At 45.9% G+C, this 15,498-nt stretch carries 15 protein-coding genes; all 15 read left to right on the top strand.

The annotated features are described in order from the left end of the window. Positions 1-21: 21 nt before the first annotated feature. The 15 genes from rimP (at position 22) to dpsA (ending at position 15,497) form a co-directional block, all read left to right on the top strand. Positions 22-489: a ribosome maturation factor RimP gene (gene rimP / locus NYE35_RS19205; RefSeq protein WP_076127842.1), complete on the top strand. Its 468-nt coding sequence runs from the start codon at positions 22-24 to the stop codon at positions 487-489. A 26-nt stretch (positions 490-515) separates the two neighbouring features. Further along, positions 516-1,613, top strand: a complete 1,098-nt coding sequence (nusA, locus tag NYE35_RS19200) for a transcription termination factor NusA (RefSeq protein ID WP_036688470.1) — start codon at positions 516-518, stop codon at positions 1,611-1,613. 28 nt (positions 1,614-1,641) lie between these two features. Beyond that, positions 1,642-1,950, top strand: a complete 309-nt coding sequence (gene rnpM / locus NYE35_RS19195) for an RNase P modulator RnpM (RefSeq protein WP_036688467.1) — start codon at positions 1,642-1,644, stop codon at positions 1,948-1,950. Continuing rightward, positions 1,943-2,266: a YlxQ family RNA-binding protein gene (locus NYE35_RS19190; protein ID WP_036688466.1), complete on the top strand. Its 324-nt coding sequence runs from the start codon at positions 1,943-1,945 to the stop codon at positions 2,264-2,266. Before rnpM ends, NYE35_RS19190 begins: the two co-directional genes overlap by 8 nt. After that, on the top strand, positions 2,259-4,919 hold the full coding sequence (infB, locus tag NYE35_RS19185) for a translation initiation factor IF-2 (RefSeq protein ID WP_036688463.1): 2,661 nt from the start codon (positions 2,259-2,261) through the stop codon (positions 4,917-4,919). The genes NYE35_RS19190 and infB overlap by 8 nt, the downstream gene beginning before the upstream one ends. 18 nt (positions 4,920-4,937) lie before the next feature. Further along, a complete protein-coding gene (rbfA, locus tag NYE35_RS19180; RefSeq protein WP_036688461.1) occupies positions 4,938-5,285 on the top strand; it encodes a 30S ribosome-binding factor RbfA in 348 nt (115 codons plus the stop codon). A gap of 72 nt (positions 5,286-5,357) precedes the next feature. Continuing rightward, positions 5,358-6,335 (top strand): DHH family phosphoesterase, encoded by a 978-nt coding sequence (locus NYE35_RS19175; RefSeq protein ID WP_038571927.1) that lies wholly within the window; start codon positions 5,358-5,360, stop codon positions 6,333-6,335. Further along, a complete protein-coding gene (truB, locus tag NYE35_RS19170; protein ID WP_076140993.1) occupies positions 6,332-7,246 on the top strand; it encodes a tRNA pseudouridine(55) synthase TruB in 915 nt (304 codons plus the stop codon). Before NYE35_RS19175 ends, truB begins: the two co-directional genes overlap by 4 nt. A 37-nt stretch (positions 7,247-7,283) precedes the next feature. Next, complete coding sequence (locus NYE35_RS19165) at positions 7,284-8,231, top strand: bifunctional riboflavin kinase/FAD synthetase (protein ID WP_038571921.1); 948 nt, start codon at positions 7,284-7,286, stop codon at positions 8,229-8,231. 148 nt (positions 8,232-8,379) lie between these two features. After that, positions 8,380-8,649: a 30S ribosomal protein S15 gene (gene rpsO, locus NYE35_RS19160; RefSeq protein WP_036656390.1), complete on the top strand. Its 270-nt coding sequence runs from the start codon at positions 8,380-8,382 to the stop codon at positions 8,647-8,649. A gap of 293 nt (positions 8,650-8,942) precedes the next feature. Beyond that, positions 8,943-11,045, top strand: coding sequence for a polyribonucleotide nucleotidyltransferase (gene pnp, locus NYE35_RS19155; protein ID WP_036688453.1), 2,103 nt, complete (start codon positions 8,943-8,945; stop codon positions 11,043-11,045). A gap of 235 nt (positions 11,046-11,280) precedes the next feature. After that, a complete protein-coding gene (locus NYE35_RS19150) occupies positions 11,281-12,264 on the top strand; it encodes a polysaccharide deacetylase family protein (protein WP_341121901.1) in 984 nt (327 codons plus the stop codon). A gap of 78 nt (positions 12,265-12,342) precedes the next feature. Beyond that, positions 12,343-13,611, top strand: a complete 1,269-nt coding sequence (locus NYE35_RS19145; protein ID WP_036688449.1) for a M16 family metallopeptidase — start codon at positions 12,343-12,345, stop codon at positions 13,609-13,611. Next, complete coding sequence (gene dut / locus NYE35_RS19140; protein ID WP_170914171.1) at positions 13,586-14,032, top strand: dUTP diphosphatase; 447 nt, start codon at positions 13,586-13,588, stop codon at positions 14,030-14,032. The genes NYE35_RS19145 and dut overlap by 26 nt, the downstream gene beginning before the upstream one ends. A 568-nt stretch (positions 14,033-14,600) precedes the next feature. Then, complete coding sequence (gene dpsA, locus NYE35_RS19135) at positions 14,601-15,497, top strand: dipicolinate synthase subunit DpsA (RefSeq protein ID WP_036688445.1); 897 nt, start codon at positions 14,601-14,603, stop codon at positions 15,495-15,497. Position 15,498: the final 1 nt, after the last annotated feature.

Genomic DNA, 15,498 nt, shown 5'->3' with positions numbered 1-15,498 from the left:
GTTCGTGGAGGTAATTTTCTTTTGAGCACACCCAAATCTAAAATTAAACAAACGGTAGAGCAGATGCTCGGGCCCTATCTCGACGACAATGGTTTCGAACTGGTGGACGTTGAATACGTGAAGGAAGGCTCCAATTGGTTTCTGCGTATATTCGTAGATAAAGAAGGCGGCATTGATATTGATGACTGCGGGATCATTAGCGAATATTTCAGTCAGAAGTTAGATGAGAATGATCCTATTCCTGAGGCATATTTCCTTGAGGTTTCCTCGCCGGGAGCAGAGCGTCCTCTCAAAAAAGCTGCGGATGTAGCTAAAGCGGTAGGTAAGGACGTGTATGTGACTGTTTATGAGCCGATTCAAGGACTCAAAGAATTTGAAGGTCGTTTGCTCTCGTTCGAGAACGAGGAACTGCTCATCTCCGCGGGCAAAAAAGAACATGTAGTACCGTACGCCAAGGTCGCAAGTGCGAGATTGGCCATTATTTTTTAACGTCTTGAAAGGGGGGCCGGAAATTCATGAGTATGGAGTTTATTGAAGCAATGAATGAGCTGGAGAGGGAGAGAGGCATCAGTAAAGATGTGCTGTTTGAAGCGATTGAAGCGGCGCTGATCTCTAGTTATAAACGTAATTTCAATGCAGCACAGAACGTGCGTGTTGACATGAATCGCAATACAGGTGTCATTAAAGTGTTTGCCCGCAAGTTAATTGTTGAGGAGGTCCTGGATACAAGGACTGAAATCTCATTGCCGGCAGCCAGAGAAATTAACCCGCATTTCCAGCTGGAAGATATCGCTGAGCTTGAAGTGACACCGCGTGATTTTGGACGTATTGCCGCACAGACTGCTAAGCAGGTTGTAACTCAACGGATTCGCGAAGCAGAGCGTGGACTTATCTATAATGCTTTTATCGACAAAGAAGATGATATCGTTACTGGACTAGTTCAACGTCAAGATATGCGGAACATTTACATTGATCTTGGTAAAATCGAAGCGGTTCTTCCGCTTAGCGAATTGATGCCAGGTGAAAAGTTCAAACAAAGCGAACGCATCAAGGCTTATATCACAAAAGTTGAGAATACAACAAAAGGTCCGCAGATTATGCTCTCCCGCAGTCATCCTGGATTACTGAAGCGTCTGTTCGAGCTTGAAGTTCCTGAAATATTTGACGGTGTAGTTGAGATTCGTTCTGTAGCTCGTGAAGCTGGCTTCCGCTCGAAGATTGCTGTGTATTCCCGCAATCCAGAAGTAGATCCCGTTGGTTCTTGCGTAGGTCCAAGAGGCACACGCGTTCAGACCATCGTTACTGAGCTTCGCGGTGAGAAGATCGATATCGTCCGTTATTCTGATCTGGTGCAGGAATATGTTGCGAATGCACTAAGCCCTTCCAAGGTTCTTGAAGTTCAAGTCTTTGAAGCGGAGAAGATGGCGAGAGTTATCGTTCCTGACTATCAATTATCACTGGCTATCGGTATTAAAGGGCAAAATGCACGTCTTGCCGCTAAACTTACCGGCTGGAAAATTGATATCAAGAGTGAAACTCAAGCGGAGCAGGAATACGGCAGACCGAAATCTTCTATTGATGAAATGCATCAGGATTCCGTCTCCATAGATTAATTAACCTGCTTGACGGGAGGCGTTTGGTATGAAACAAAAAAAGGTGCCGCTGCGGAAATGCGTTGCTACCCAAGAGATGATGCCTAAAAAAGAGCTGATTCGTGTGGTAAGAACGCCTGAAGGTGAAGTGCTGATTGATCTGACGGGTAAGAAGTCAGGCCGTGGTGCTTACATATGCGGCAAGCTTGAATGCTTTCAGCTGGCACAAAAGAACAAAGCACTTGACCGTGCATTGAAATGTCAAGTGAGTCCTGAAATCTACGCCCAGCTAGCCCGGGAGTTTACATCCGTGGAAGAGCAGTTCCTAGCAGCAAAGGATAGTGAGGATAATGAGTAAGGCGCTTTCTTATTTAGGGCTTGCCATGAGAGCAGGCAAGATAGTCACCGGTGACGAGGCTGTACTCAAAGCTGTACGGTCTTCAGAGGCGAAGCTGGTCGTTCTGGCAGGTGACGCTTCAGATAATACCCAAAAAAAGTTCCGTGATAAATGCGGAACTTACGATATTCCACTAGTAATCGCATTTCACCGGGATGAACTCGGTGCAAGTATTGGTAAAGACCAGCGTGTAGTACTGGCCATTACGGATAAAGGATTCGCGGAAATGATCTCCAAGCAACTCGGAGATACTGTCGGAGGTGGATTTATTGACTAAAGAAGAGAACAAAGATAAATTGCGCGTGTACGAATACGCAAAGTCACTAAACATGAGCAGTAAAGAAATTATTACTATTCTGAAGCGTTTGAATGTCCCCGTGAATAATCATATGAGTGTCATGGAGAATGGATCCGTGAACAAAGTTGAACAGTTCTTTAAGGATATCAAATCAAACGCTGCAGCCAAGCGGGATACCGGCACCAGCAGCCGGCCGGTAACAACCGGTGCGGTAACAGCCGAACCTCAAAGTGCTCAGAATGCCAACAAAAATCAACAGGAAAAGCAGGTAGGTATGAACAGTAACCAAAACAACAACCAATCGACGACGTCCCCAAGGCCCCAAAGCGGACAAGATTCCCGCAGAACACAAACAGGTTCAACGCAGAATGCACGTCCGCAACAAAGCGGTGCTCCACGTACTAACAGTACTAGCAGTACTAGTAGCAGCCGCCCGCAAAGCAGCACTACCGGCGGCAATCGCCCACAAGGTAGCAATACCGGTGGCAGCCGTCCGCAAGGCAGTAATACTGGCGGCAACCGTCCACAAGGAAGCAACACAAGTGGCAGCCGTCCGCAAGGCAGCAATACTGGTGGTAGCCGCCCACAAGGCAGCAACACTGGTGGAAGCCGTCCACAAGGAAGCAACACAAGTGGCAGCCGTCCGCAAGGACAAAACAGTGCACCACGCACTGACAGCCGTCCACAAGGTCAATCTGGCACAGGCGGAGGTTTCACACGCGGTGATGACAGAGGTCCTAAAAAGAACACAACTGGTGGCAGACCGAATAATAATCAAAGACGTTTTGATGATGGTAAAGGTGGTAACTACCGAGGTCGTGGTGGTAAGAATGGTCGTGGCAAGAACCAACCAATGGTACACCGCGAGAAGATCGATAACACACCTAAGAAAATCATCGTTCGTGGCAGCATGACCGTTGGTGAAACAGCGAAATTGCTTCACAAGGATGCTTCTGAAGTAATCAAAAAGCTGATTTCAATGGGTGTTATGGCTACCATCAACCAAGAACTTGATATCGACACCATTTTGCTACTCGCTGCTGAATTTGGCGTAGAAGTAGAAGTGAAGATTCCTGTTGATGAGGACAGCTTCGAAACAGTGGAAGAGAATGACAATGAAGAGGATCTTCAGACTCGTCCTCCAGTAGTTACTATTATGGGTCACGTTGACCATGGTAAAACTACACTGCTTGATGCTATTCGTTCGACAAATGTGACTCTAGGCGAAGCCGGCGGAATCACTCAGCACATCGGTGCTTATCAAGTCGAAATTAATCAAAAGAAAATCACGTTCCTTGATACACCTGGTCACGAAGCATTTACTGCTATGCGTGCTCGTGGTGCACAGGTTACGGATATGACAATTATCGTAGTTGCTGCTGATGACGGTGTTATGCCTCAGACCGTTGAAGCTATTGCACACGCTAAGGCTGCTGGACTTCCGATTATTGTCGCTGTTAATAAAATCGACAAGCCGGGCGCAGATCCTGATAAGGTGAAGCAAGAGCTTACAAGTTATGAACTTGTTCCTGAAGAGTGGGGTGGAGATACCATCTTCGTTAACCTCTCTGCGAAACAACGTATTAACTTGGAAGAACTGCTGGAAATGATCCTGCTCGTAGCTGAAGTTAATGAGTACAAAGCGAACCCTGACAAACGGGCACGCGGTACTGTTATAGAAGCTGAGCTTGATAAATCCCGTGGACCAGTTGCTCGTATACTCGTTCAGAACGGTACGTTGAAAGTCGGCGATGCCTTTGTAGCAGGTAACTGCTTCGGACGTGTACGTGCGATGGTCAATGATAAAGGTCGTAAGATTAAAGAAGCTGGACCATCTACTCCAGTAGAAATTACTGGTTTGACTGAGGTGCCACAAGCTGGCGATCCGTTTATGGCATTCGAAGACGAGCGTAAAGCCCGTGCGATTGCTGATAGACGTTCCACTTCCCAACGTCAATCTGAGCTGAATACGAACACCCGTGTAACTTTGGATGATCTGTTCCAGCACATTAAAGATGGCGAGATCAAAGACCTTAACGTGATTATCAAAGCTGACGTACAAGGTTCAGTCGAGGCGCTTAAAGGATCCTTGGCTAAGATCGAAGTAGAAGGCGTACGCGTGAAGATCATTCACAGCGGTGCTGGTGCGATTACTGAATCCGATATTACGCTTGCAGCAGCATCTAATGCTATCGTTATCGGCTTTAACGTTCGTCCAGACGCACAGACCAAAGCAGCTGCTGAGCAAGAAAAAGTAGATGTTCGTCTGCACAACATTATCTACAACGTAATTGAAGAAATCGAAAGTGCCATGAAAGGTATGCTCGATCCTATCTATAAAGAGAATGTTATCGGTCACGCCGAAGTTCGCAGCGTGTTCAAAATCAGCAAAGTGGGTACCATTGCAGGATGTATGGTTACTTCCGGTAAAATTACCCGTAATGCTGAAATGCGCTTGATCCGTAGCGGAATCGTAGTGTTCACTGGTAAGGTTGATACTTTGAAACGTTTCAAAGATGATGCCAAAGAAGTGGCGCAAGGTTATGAATGTGGCATAACTTTGGAACGCTATAATGACGTCCAAGAGGGCGACATTATCGAAGCGTTTCTTATGGAAACTGTAGAGCGCTAAGCGAAGAGGTGAATATAGATGTCTAAAATTAGAGCAGGACGAGTGGGCGAGCAGATCAAGAAAGAGCTTAGTCAACTTATCCAAAGCGGTCTGAAAGACCCTCGAATCGGTTTTGTAACTGTAACTGGCGTAGATGTGACTAACGATCTATCGCAAGCCAAGGTATACTTAAGCGTGTTCGGGGATGAAGAGCAGAAGGCAGACTCGCTTAAAGCGATTGAGAAAGCCAATGGTTTTCTTCGCTCAGAGCTTGGCAAGGCCATTCGCCTTCGGCATACACCGGAGCTGATCTTCAAGATCGACGAATCTGTCGCTTATGGCAGTCATATTGAGAAGCTTCTCGGAGAGCTTCATAAGAACGATTAGAAATAAGTGATTAAAGTGGGGTTCAAAATAGCGTTATGCTATTTTGAACAACCTTTAAAAAGGAGACGGCGAATGCAGAGCTATGAACAAAGTCTCCAGCAGACCCGTGAGTTTCTGCTGGAACACGACGATTACCTTGTAGTGTCGCATGTTCAGCCGGACGGAGATGCAGTCAGCTCCACCCTTGCGGTGGGCTGGCTTCTCTCATGTCTGGGCAAAAAATACACTATGCTGAATGAAGGACCGATCCCGAAGCGAATGGAATACCTATGGCATTCGGATGAAATCATCAATATGGCCTCTAGTGAACCGCCCCGTCAATACAGCAACGTCATCTGTGTGGATTGTGCGGATTTTCAGCGAGTAGGGCTGACAAACCGCTATTTTGCGAATGAGGCTCTTATCCTGAACATTGATCACCATCCAACAAATAACGGTTATGGATTCGTTAATTTAATCAAACCGGATGCAGCTGCGACAGCGGAAATATTGTTCGACCTGCTGAAGACATTCGAGATCGAATGGGATATTGATATCGCCACAGCTATATATACGGGTCTGTTAACAGATACCGGTGGTTTTCGTTATACCAACACATCACCAAAAGTAATGGCAGCTGTATCTGAGCTATTATCCCTTGGAGTTAACGGTCCTGAACTCGCTGAGACATTGCTTGAAGAAATGACGCTGCCACAGGTTAAAATATTAAATAAAGCCTTAAATACGCTGGAATTATCTCCTGAAGGGGATATTGCCTGGCTATATGTTACACCCGAGCATATGATCGAATGTGCTGCTGCTAATGAAGATTTGGAAGGGATCGTAAACTACCCTCGTAATATACGGGGCGTGGAAGTAGGCATTCTTTTTAAAGTTATTCATGAACATGCGGTCAAGGTTAGCCTACGTTCTGCCGGTAAAGTAGACGTGGCTGCATTGGCGCAAACGTTTGGCGGCGGCGGTCATACCCGTGCTGCAGGTGCGCGTATAGAAGCTACGCTTGAAGAGGCAATAACTCAGGTGCTTGAGGAGGTAAGACGTCATTTATGAGTGAATTAGAAGGTGTTCTGGCGGTTTATAAACCGGCAGGCTTCACTTCACATGATGTTGTAGCCAAGGCACGCCGTATTCTCGGCATGAAACGGATTGGTCATACGGGGACACTAGATCCCCAAGTGACTGGTGTATTGCCGCTTTGTCTGGGACGTGCGACTCGCGTTGTGGAGTATATTCAGGAGCTGCCCAAAGAATATGTGGCAACACTGAGACTGGGGATGTCCAGTGATACTGAAGACTTAACTGGAACCATTACGGAAACTGTAGATGAGGTTCATGTATCTGAGGAAGAGATTCTTGCAGTGCTTGCCTCTTTCAAAGGTGTAATTTCTCAGGTTCCTCCCATGTACTCTGCGGTGAAAGTGGATGGCAAACGTCTTTATGAATTGGCTAGAGAAGGCAAGACCGTTGAACGAAAAAGTCGTGAAGTAGAGATTTATGAAATCGAAATGACGGATATGACTTGGGAAGGTAATCATCCCGACATCACTTTCCGGGTATTATGCTCCAAAGGCACGTATATTCGAACACTTTGTGTTGATATCGGTCGTGCGCTTGGACTGCCGGGTGTAATGGTGAAGCTGGAGAGAACAATGTCGGCAGGAATTTCTGCCAGCCATTGTTTATCCCTTGAGGATATTGCCGCGCACAAGGAAGCCGGAACATTAGAAGATCATTTAATCGCTGCTGATGAGGCAATTTCGCATTTGCCTAAGCATACCGTTATGGATGAGAAGAAGAAGGCAGCACTGCAGGGTCAACGTTTGTCTTCGCGGTTCATTGCTCCAGAAGTGAAGACAGCAGGTCAAATTCGGCTATACGATCTTCAGGGATTGTTTCTTGGCATTTATGAGCTGGAAGAGACAGGTGCTATTGCCCCAGTAAAAGTGTTTGCACAAGCTTAAATCAATTTTACCAAGTGAATTGTAGGTGAGAAACAGCGTGAGAACCGTAACGTTAACCTATCCGATGTCGCCGGAGACTGCTGCCGAATGGGCACAACCTCAAGTGGCTGCTCTAGGGCAGTTTGACGGCCTGCATCGTGGACATGCCAGTGTTATTACATCCGCTGTGGCCTTAGCCCGTAAACAAGGTGTGCCGGCTGCAGTCCTTACATTTCATCCTCATCCCAAAGATGTTATGGGTAAGGGGGATTATGAAGGGTACTTGACGCCACCCTTTGAAAAGCAAGAGATTCTTGCCAGCATGGGTGTAGATATCCTGTATGTTATTGAATTTAATGAGCAGCTTTCCCGGGTTAGTCCACAGAATTTTGTCTCTGTTATGCTTTTGCCGCTACATATTGTAACTGCAGTTGTTGGCTTTGACTTTCGCTTTGGCTACCAAGGTGAAGGCGATGTTGAGATGCTTCGTAAGCTGGGTGAAGGTGTTATGAATGTGGAAGTTGCTCCTCCTTTTCTGCTTGAAGGCGAAAAGGTTAGCAGCTCCGGCATTCGCAAAAGTCTCCAAAATGGAGATCTGGGACTGGCAAACTCCTGGTTCGGACGTTGCTATCATCTGCGTGGTGAAGTGGGGCATGGTGAGAAGAGAGGCCGCACAATTGGTTTTCCAACTGCCAATTTGAAGCTCAGTGATCATTTTGTCATTCCGACCAAAGGTGTATATGCGGTTCGTGTCTTTTATAAGGATAAAGTTCTGTACGGGGTTATGAATGTGGGCGTTAAACCAACCTTTCATGAGGGTGTGTTGACTCCGAGCTTTGAGGTACATCTGTTTGACTTCGAGGGTGACCTGTATGATCAAGAGCTTAAGGTAGAATTGGTATCTTACATTCGTCCAGAACGGAAGTTTGACTCCATTGGGGCATTGATTACTCAGATTGGCGAGGATGCAGAAACCGCGAAGAAGATTCTGGAGTATAATTTATAGTCATCCCGGACAAGCCGTTTACTTTTGTTAATGGAGATGCTATACTAAGTAACGTTGCTGGCTTACAGCATCATAACCTTAGCTTGGTTGCACGTTCTCACCGACGGTGACGAGGCTAGTGGCGATTATATTGAAGGAGGTGAACAGGATGGCATTAACTCAAGAACGTAAACATCAATTGATCGACGAGCACAAAACTCACGAATCCGATACTGGATCCCCTGAGGTGCAAGTTGCTATCCTAACGGAGAACATCGTTAATTTGACTGACCACTTGCGTACGCACAAGAAAGATCATCACTCCCGTCGCGGATTGTTGAAAATGGTTGGACAACGTCGTAAACTTCTGGCGTATTTGAAAAACAAAGACATCAGACGTTACAGCGCCCTGATCGAAAGACTGGGATTGCGTCGTTAATTTTCCATAAGATTACTCTTAAAGCAGCCTGGTTGTATACCGTATGTCCTTCTCGGAGCGACAGCGGGACAGCTGGGTTGCTTTTTGAAAATTTAGGGAAAACTTAATATTAGGATCGATGAGATTATTCGCAAAAACGGCGGCTTTACTTTTCAGTAAGGCCCAGCCGTTTCTTCTTATATGTATACAGAATAGGTAGCCTCCCTTTGGGACAAGCCTTTCCAATTCATTTAGATCGATATGTGAACCTGCTATTTTAGACTGCGGGTCTACTACTATTCAAGGAGGTATTTATGGAAAAACGTGTAGAAATGCAGCTGGGTGGAAGACGCCTTGTGCTGGAAACGGGCCGCCTGGCTAAACAAGCAAATGCAGCTGTTATGGTGCGTTACGGGGATACTTCGGTATTATGTACCGTTACGGCTTCGAAAGAGCCTAAGGATCTGGATTTTTTCCCGCTTACAGTCAACTATGAGGAAAGATTATATGCGGTAGGTAAAATTCCTGGCGGATTTATTAAACGGGAAGGTAGACCGAGTGAGAAAGCGATTCTGTCAAGCCGTTTGACAGACCGTCCAATCAGACCACTGTTCCCTGAAGGATTTCGTAACGATGTTCAGGTATTGAACATGGTAATGAGTGTGGATCAGGACTGCGCACCAGATATTGCTGCTATGATCGGTACTTCAGCTGCACTTAGTATTTCCGATGTGCCTTTTGATGGACCCATCGGCGGCGTTGCTGTAGGTCGGATTAATGGAGAGTTTGTGATCAATCCGGATATGTCTCAGCAAGCAATCAGTGATGTTTATGTAGTGGTTGCTGGAACGAAGGATGCAATCATGATGGTTGAAGCAGAAGCGAACGAAGTGACGGAAGATGTGATGCTCGAAGCGATTATGTTCGGTCATGATGAAATCCGCAAGATCGTTGCAACCATTGAAGAACTGGTTAAAGTGGCTGGTAAAGAAAAAATGGCTGTGAAGCTGCATACAGTGAATGCTGACGTGAATACTGAGGTCCGTGCATTTGCTGAGGCTCGTCTGGTGGAAGCCGTTAAAATAGCTGAAAAACATGCGCGTCAGGAAGCGATTGATGTCGTTAATGATGAAGCGGTTGCGTATTTCGTAGAGAAGTACATAGAAGCACCGGAGCTTCTGAAAGATGTTAAAGAAGTCCTACATGATATCGTGAAGGATGAAGTAAGACGTCTAATCACACATGATAAGGTTCGTCCAGATGGACGTAAACTTGATGAAATCCGTCCGATTGAATGTGATACAAGTCTGTTACCGCGTACACACGGTTCCGGTCTGTTTACACGTGGACAAACACAAATCCTTAGCGTTTGTACCCTTGGAGCACTAGGTGATGTGCAAATTCTCGACGGAATCGATCCTACTGAAACGAAACGTTTCATGCACCATTACAACTTCCCACCGTTCAGCGTAGGGGAAGCTCGTCCGCTTAGAGCACCAGGACGCCGTGAAATCGGTCATGGAGCACTTGGAGAACGTGCATTATCCAAGGTTATACCTAGTGAAACTGAATTCCCGTACACGATTCGTCTAGTATCAGAAGCGATTGAATCTAACGGTTCTACTTCCCAGGCAAGTATCTGTGCCAGCATTCTGGCTATGATGGACGCTGGTGTGCCAATCAAAGCACCGGTAGCCGGAGTAGCAATGGGTCTGATCAAAGACGGAGAGCATGTCTCCATCCTGACGGATATTCAAGGGATGGAAGATCACCTCGGAGATATGGACTTCAAGGTAGCTGGTACAGCAGAAGGTGTTACAGCTATTCAAATGGACATTAAGATTGCCGGTATCGACCGCAACATTCTTCAGGATGCACTTCAGCAGGCTAAAGAAGGCCGTCTGTTCATCTTGGACAAAATGAATGAAGCGATCTCTGCGCCAAGACCTAATCTGTCCAAATATGCTCCGAAAATTATTATTATCAACATCAATCCGGACAAAATCCGTGATGTTATCGGTGCTGGTGGTAAGATTATCAATAAAATTATTGAAGAAACCGGCGTAAAAATCGACATCGAACAAGATGGCCGTGTCTTTATCGGTTCTTCAGATGAAGAAATGATCCAAAAGGCACGTTCGATTATCGAAGGACTAGTGCGTGAAGTACAAGTCGGAGAAATCTATGTGGGTACAGTTAGACGTATTGAGAAATTCGGAGCATTTGTTGAACTAATTCCGGGTAAAGACGGATTGGTACACATTTCCCAATTGTCCACTGAGCGCGTAGCTAAGGTTGAAGATGTTGTAGCTGTCGGGGATACAATTACCGTTAAAGTTACCGAAATCGACCAACAAGGCCGGGTTAACCTGTCGCGTAAAGCGGTATTGACTTCGGAAACTGGAGCTAAAGCTTAAGTTTCAATTGTAGAGGTACCTTTTCTAAAGTACCTAATAGCATAATAAAAGGAGACAGAAGCGATTGCGTTCTGGCTCTTTTTTTATATGAAATAAAGTAAAGTGCATCACTATCACGCCTCTTGCCTCTGTTCTTATGACATAAATTCCTCTCTTGTCTCATAGATTGGGACAAAGTGTCTTTGTATTCGTGTGGAACGGACTACAAGTCGTTTCTGCCGGGGAGGAAGTCGTCATGAAGACGGAAAAAGTGGCTTTAGTGGTTGCTTGTATTGCGATCGTGATAGGAATTGGCAGCACTCAGGGACCGGTAAAGGACATGCTTGCGCAATTGAAGCCGCAGGATGACCTAGCTGTGTGGAAGGATATTTCTAAGCCGGAGAACAATGATCTTCGGACACGGATTGAGACCGCCGCAGCCAAACTTAATGCCCCTCCAGTGAATGCCGTGGTTGATCGGGTATGGAAGGCGATTCCGGGTTATAACGGACTTGAGATTGATGTAGAGAGTACATATCGGAATGCTCTTTTGGCGCCAAAAGAACCTATAAAATTTGTGTATCGGCAGATTGAACCACAGATATCACTGAATCAACTGGGAGCTGAACCCATATATCGTGGGAATCCGGCCAAACCGATGGTATCGCTGATGATTAATGTGGCGTGGGGAAATGAGTACATTGTGCCAATGATGGATGTTTTGGATGAAGAGAACGTTAAAGTTACGTTTTTTCTGGATGGGAGCTGGCTGAGTAAAAACCCGGAGCTGGCTAAAGAAATGCTAAAACGTGGTCATGAGATGGAGAATCACGCTTATACCCACCCTAATATGAGTACTTTAAGTCGTGCACGAGCTACTGTAGAAATTGAGAAGACACAAAAGCTGTTAAAGGAATCGCTTGGAGTCACTAATAAATGGTTCGCCCCCCCTTCTGGTGATTTCGATCAGGAGACGGTAGAAATTGCAGGCAGCTTAGGGCTCAAAACCGTACTATGGACCGTGGATACCGTGGATTGGCGTAATCCTTCTCCTGAATCTGTAGTTGCCAAAATCACAAGCAAAGCGGAACCAGGCACTCTAGTCTTAATGCATCCCACAGCCTCATCCTCCAAAGCTCTGAGGGCCATGATACGTGGAATCAAAGCAAAAGGGTTGCAGTTAGGTACAGTTAGTCAAACGCTCTCAGCAGAGCGGCTGATCCCCTCTAATGTTGAGTGAGAGCTGTATTTCTGGTAGGATTATAGGCACGTGTAATTAAATTAGATAGAACATGGCTATTTGCCAGGAGGACTTGAAGTGGAAAAAATAGTGTTATCCAATGGTTTACGAGTGGTAATGGAGAAAATCCCGACTGGCCGGTCCGTTTCTTTCGGAATCTGGGTAAAGACAGGCTCTCGGAATGAACACCCTGGAAACAACGGGATATCCCATTTTGTAGAACATATGCTTTTTAAAGGTACGGATCGGTACAGCGCCAAGGATATTGCTGAGCAGTTTGACGCCATCGGGGGCAATGTAAATGCGTTTACCTCAAAGGAATATACATGTTATTATGCTAAAGTACTGGATGAGCATCTGCCCATCGCTGTAGATGTATTAGCGGATATGTTCTTCCGTTCACGGATGGACGCTGAAGAGCTGGAGAAAGAAAAGAATGTCATCCTTGAGGAAATCTCCATGTGCGAAGACACGCCGGATGATCTTGTACATGATTTGATGTGTGCTGCTGCCTACAAGGACCATCCGCTAGCGTATTCCATCCTTGGCTTGAAGGAACGGCTGATGGAGATGAAGCCGGATGATCTTCGGGCGTATATGAAGGAACAATACACGATTGAGAATACGGTTATAAGTGTAGCCGGCAACATTAGTGATGGATTGATCGAACTGCTGGAACAGCATTTTGGTTCTTTTGATAATCATGGTACAAGTGCACCGCTGACTCCACCAGATTACTATGGAGAACTCTTATTTCACCGCAAGAAAACAGAGCAGAATCACATCTGTCTTTCCTTGCCTGGCGTACGTTCTGGCGATCCCTTGCAATATGCTATGGTGCTGATCAATAATGCCGTAGGCGGAGGGATGAGCTCCCGTATGTTCCAGGAAATTCGTGAAAAACGCGGATTAGCTTATTCGGTGTATTCCTATCACAGCTCCCAGGCAGATTCTGGTCTGTTTACGGTCTATGCCGGTACAGCGCCCAAGCAAACAAAAGATGTCATGGAGTTAATCAAGGAAATGATGTACGAACTTGCTACCAACGGCCTCAGTGAAGATGAGCTGAGAAAAGGCAAGGAGCAGCTTAAAGGCAGTCTCATTCTTAGTCTCGAAAGCACTAGCAGCCGAATGAACCGTATCGGAAAAAATGAACTTATGCTCGGAAGACATAATACATTGGACGATATGATCGCCAAAATTCAGCTAGTGACGATGGACAATATCAACAGTGTGCTGGACCATATGTTCGCGGAGCCGCTTTCTTTAGCGATGGTAGGCTCATCAGATAAAGCTATTGCAAATGTTAGGAGAGATGATCTTGTCTTATTACGTACAAATCAATAAACTTACTGGAAACGAGGATGTAAATCTTCCTTGTAAAATGTCGGAGCAAGCTTCCGGTTATGATCTTTATGCTGCAGTTGCGGGTGAAATTGTACTTGCACCAGGAGAGCGTGCTTTAATTCCAACAGGGATTTCACTGGCTATGCCAGAGGGGCTTGAAGCGCAGATCCGTCCGCGTAGTGGACTGGCCTTGAAGCACGGGATTACCTGCTTGAATACACCTGGAACTATAGACGCTGATTACCGCGGAGAGATCAAAGTACTCTTGATCAATCTGGGGCAGGAGCCGTTTGCTATCGCTCGCAATGAGCGGATTGCCCAAATGGTATTTCAAGCTGTTCCAGTGGTTAATTTGGTGGAAGTGGAAGAGTTGTCCGAAACACAACGTGGAGCCGGAGGCTTTGGTCATACTGGCAAATAAGATTGTTGATATAATTCATTTAAAAAGCTTACGAATTCATGCCCAAGGCATGATTCGTGAGCTTTTTTTGTTATGCAGAGTTAATTATCATTAAACATTATTTTCTTCGATTGTTATGCAGATAGCATTTTATAAAGTGCTATCTGCTACTCCAACTACATCCGATTTCCCCATCGAATAAACTCAGCATTTTCATTGGCGCTCTGCCACAACTCTAACCCTACCGTCAAATTAAAAACGAAGCCCCTATCGGACCTCAGCGCTCTTATTAACAACAAATCTTCTTAATTTGGCTGTTTTCGGACCCCAGTGTCACTATTGGATAAAAACACCTGATATCGAACCTGTTTATGTCGAATAAGAGCTCTCCAGTCCGAAACTCCTCCTAAAAGACAAAAAATACACAAATAGTTGCATCTCGGTCCGTAACTCATCAGCCGTAAGCCATCTGCTCATCAGCCATCAGCCATGCGTGCCGGGGATTTCATTTCCGCTCTTCACCCATTAACTATGCCCAGCATAAGATGCTTTATAGTCGATAGTGTATGTTGAAAGGAGCGTCATCCCTATGCTTACTGGCGTCAGGATCGTGTTCCTGGGCGGGGACGCGAGACAGCTTGAAGTGATTCGGAAATGTGTGGAATTGGATGCGACGGTAAGCGCTGCCGGGTTCGATAAGTGGGAGACCCCTAGCCCAGGGGTGAGCCTGGAACAATTGACGGTAGAGCTGCTAAGTAATGCAGATGTATTAGTGTTGCCTACGGTAGGCTGTGATGATGAAGGGAATATTAGTGCTCTATTTTCTTCTGAGCGTTTAACGATTCTGGAGGAGCATTTCACTGCGCTGCCATCCGATTGTTTAGTGTATACCGGTATGGCTAAAAGTTACTTGCGCGGGATGTGTACCAAGCACTCACTAAAGTTAATCGAACTGCTTAATCGTGATGATGTGGCTATTTACAACTCTATCCCGACAGCGGAGGGAGCGTTGGTAATGGCTATTCAGAACACGGATTTTACGATTCACAGCTCGAAATCAATGGTGCTTGGTTTAGGTAGAACTGGATTTACAATGGCTCGAAGTCTACAGGGACTGGGGGCTAGTGTAAAGGTTGGTGTCAGAAAACAAGAACATTATGCACGTGCTGAGGAAATGGGCTGGAAGCCTTTTATGACCAGTGAGCTGCTGCTTCACGTACCGGATGTGGATCTTATATTTAATACGATACCAAGTATGATCATCACCGCTCAGGTGCTCTCGCGGCTTGCGCCGCATTGCGTAATTATTGATCTGGCATCTGCACCAGGCGGTTGTGACTTTCGTTATGCTGAAAAACGTGGGATTAAGGCGATGCTGGCTCCAGGACTCCCTGGCATTGTAGCTCCAAAAAGCGCTGGGATTATTATGGCAAATGCGCTGGTACAGTCGATTTCGGACGAGGCTTTAATCAAGGGGGACGAATAAA

The sequence above is a fragment of the Paenibacillus sp. FSL L8-0494 genome (genome assembly GCF_038003695.1).
Classification (GTDB): domain Bacteria; phylum Bacillota; class Bacilli; order Paenibacillales; family Paenibacillaceae; genus Paenibacillus_AQ; species Paenibacillus_AQ odorifer.
The sequence above is the reverse complement of the archived record's forward strand: the minus strand, read 5'-3'. Positions and strand labels throughout refer to the sequence as shown.

Coding starts and splice junctions, on each gene's coding strand:
- nusA (WP_036688470.1), top strand. CDS start 516: ATGAGTATGGAGTTTATTGAAGCAATGAATGAGCTGGAGAGGGAGAGA.
- rnpM (WP_036688467.1), top strand. CDS start 1,642: ATGAAACAAAAAAAGGTGCCGCTGCGGAAATGCGTTGCTACCCAAGAG.
- NYE35_RS19190 (WP_036688466.1), top strand. CDS start 1,943: ATGAGTAAGGCGCTTTCTTATTTAGGGCTTGCCATGAGAGCAGGCAAG.
- rbfA (WP_036688461.1), top strand. CDS start 4,938: ATGTCTAAAATTAGAGCAGGACGAGTGGGCGAGCAGATCAAGAAAGAG.
- NYE35_RS19175 (WP_038571927.1), top strand. CDS start 5,358: ATGCAGAGCTATGAACAAAGTCTCCAGCAGACCCGTGAGTTTCTGCTG.
- truB (WP_076140993.1), top strand. CDS start 6,332: ATGAGTGAATTAGAAGGTGTTCTGGCGGTTTATAAACCGGCAGGCTTC.
- rpsO (WP_036656390.1), top strand. CDS start 8,380: ATGGCATTAACTCAAGAACGTAAACATCAATTGATCGACGAGCACAAA.
- pnp (WP_036688453.1), top strand. CDS start 8,943: ATGGAAAAACGTGTAGAAATGCAGCTGGGTGGAAGACGCCTTGTGCTG.
- NYE35_RS19150 (WP_341121901.1), top strand. CDS start 11,281: ATGAAGACGGAAAAAGTGGCTTTAGTGGTTGCTTGTATTGCGATCGTG.
- dpsA (WP_036688445.1), top strand. CDS start 14,601: ATGCTTACTGGCGTCAGGATCGTGTTCCTGGGCGGGGACGCGAGACAG.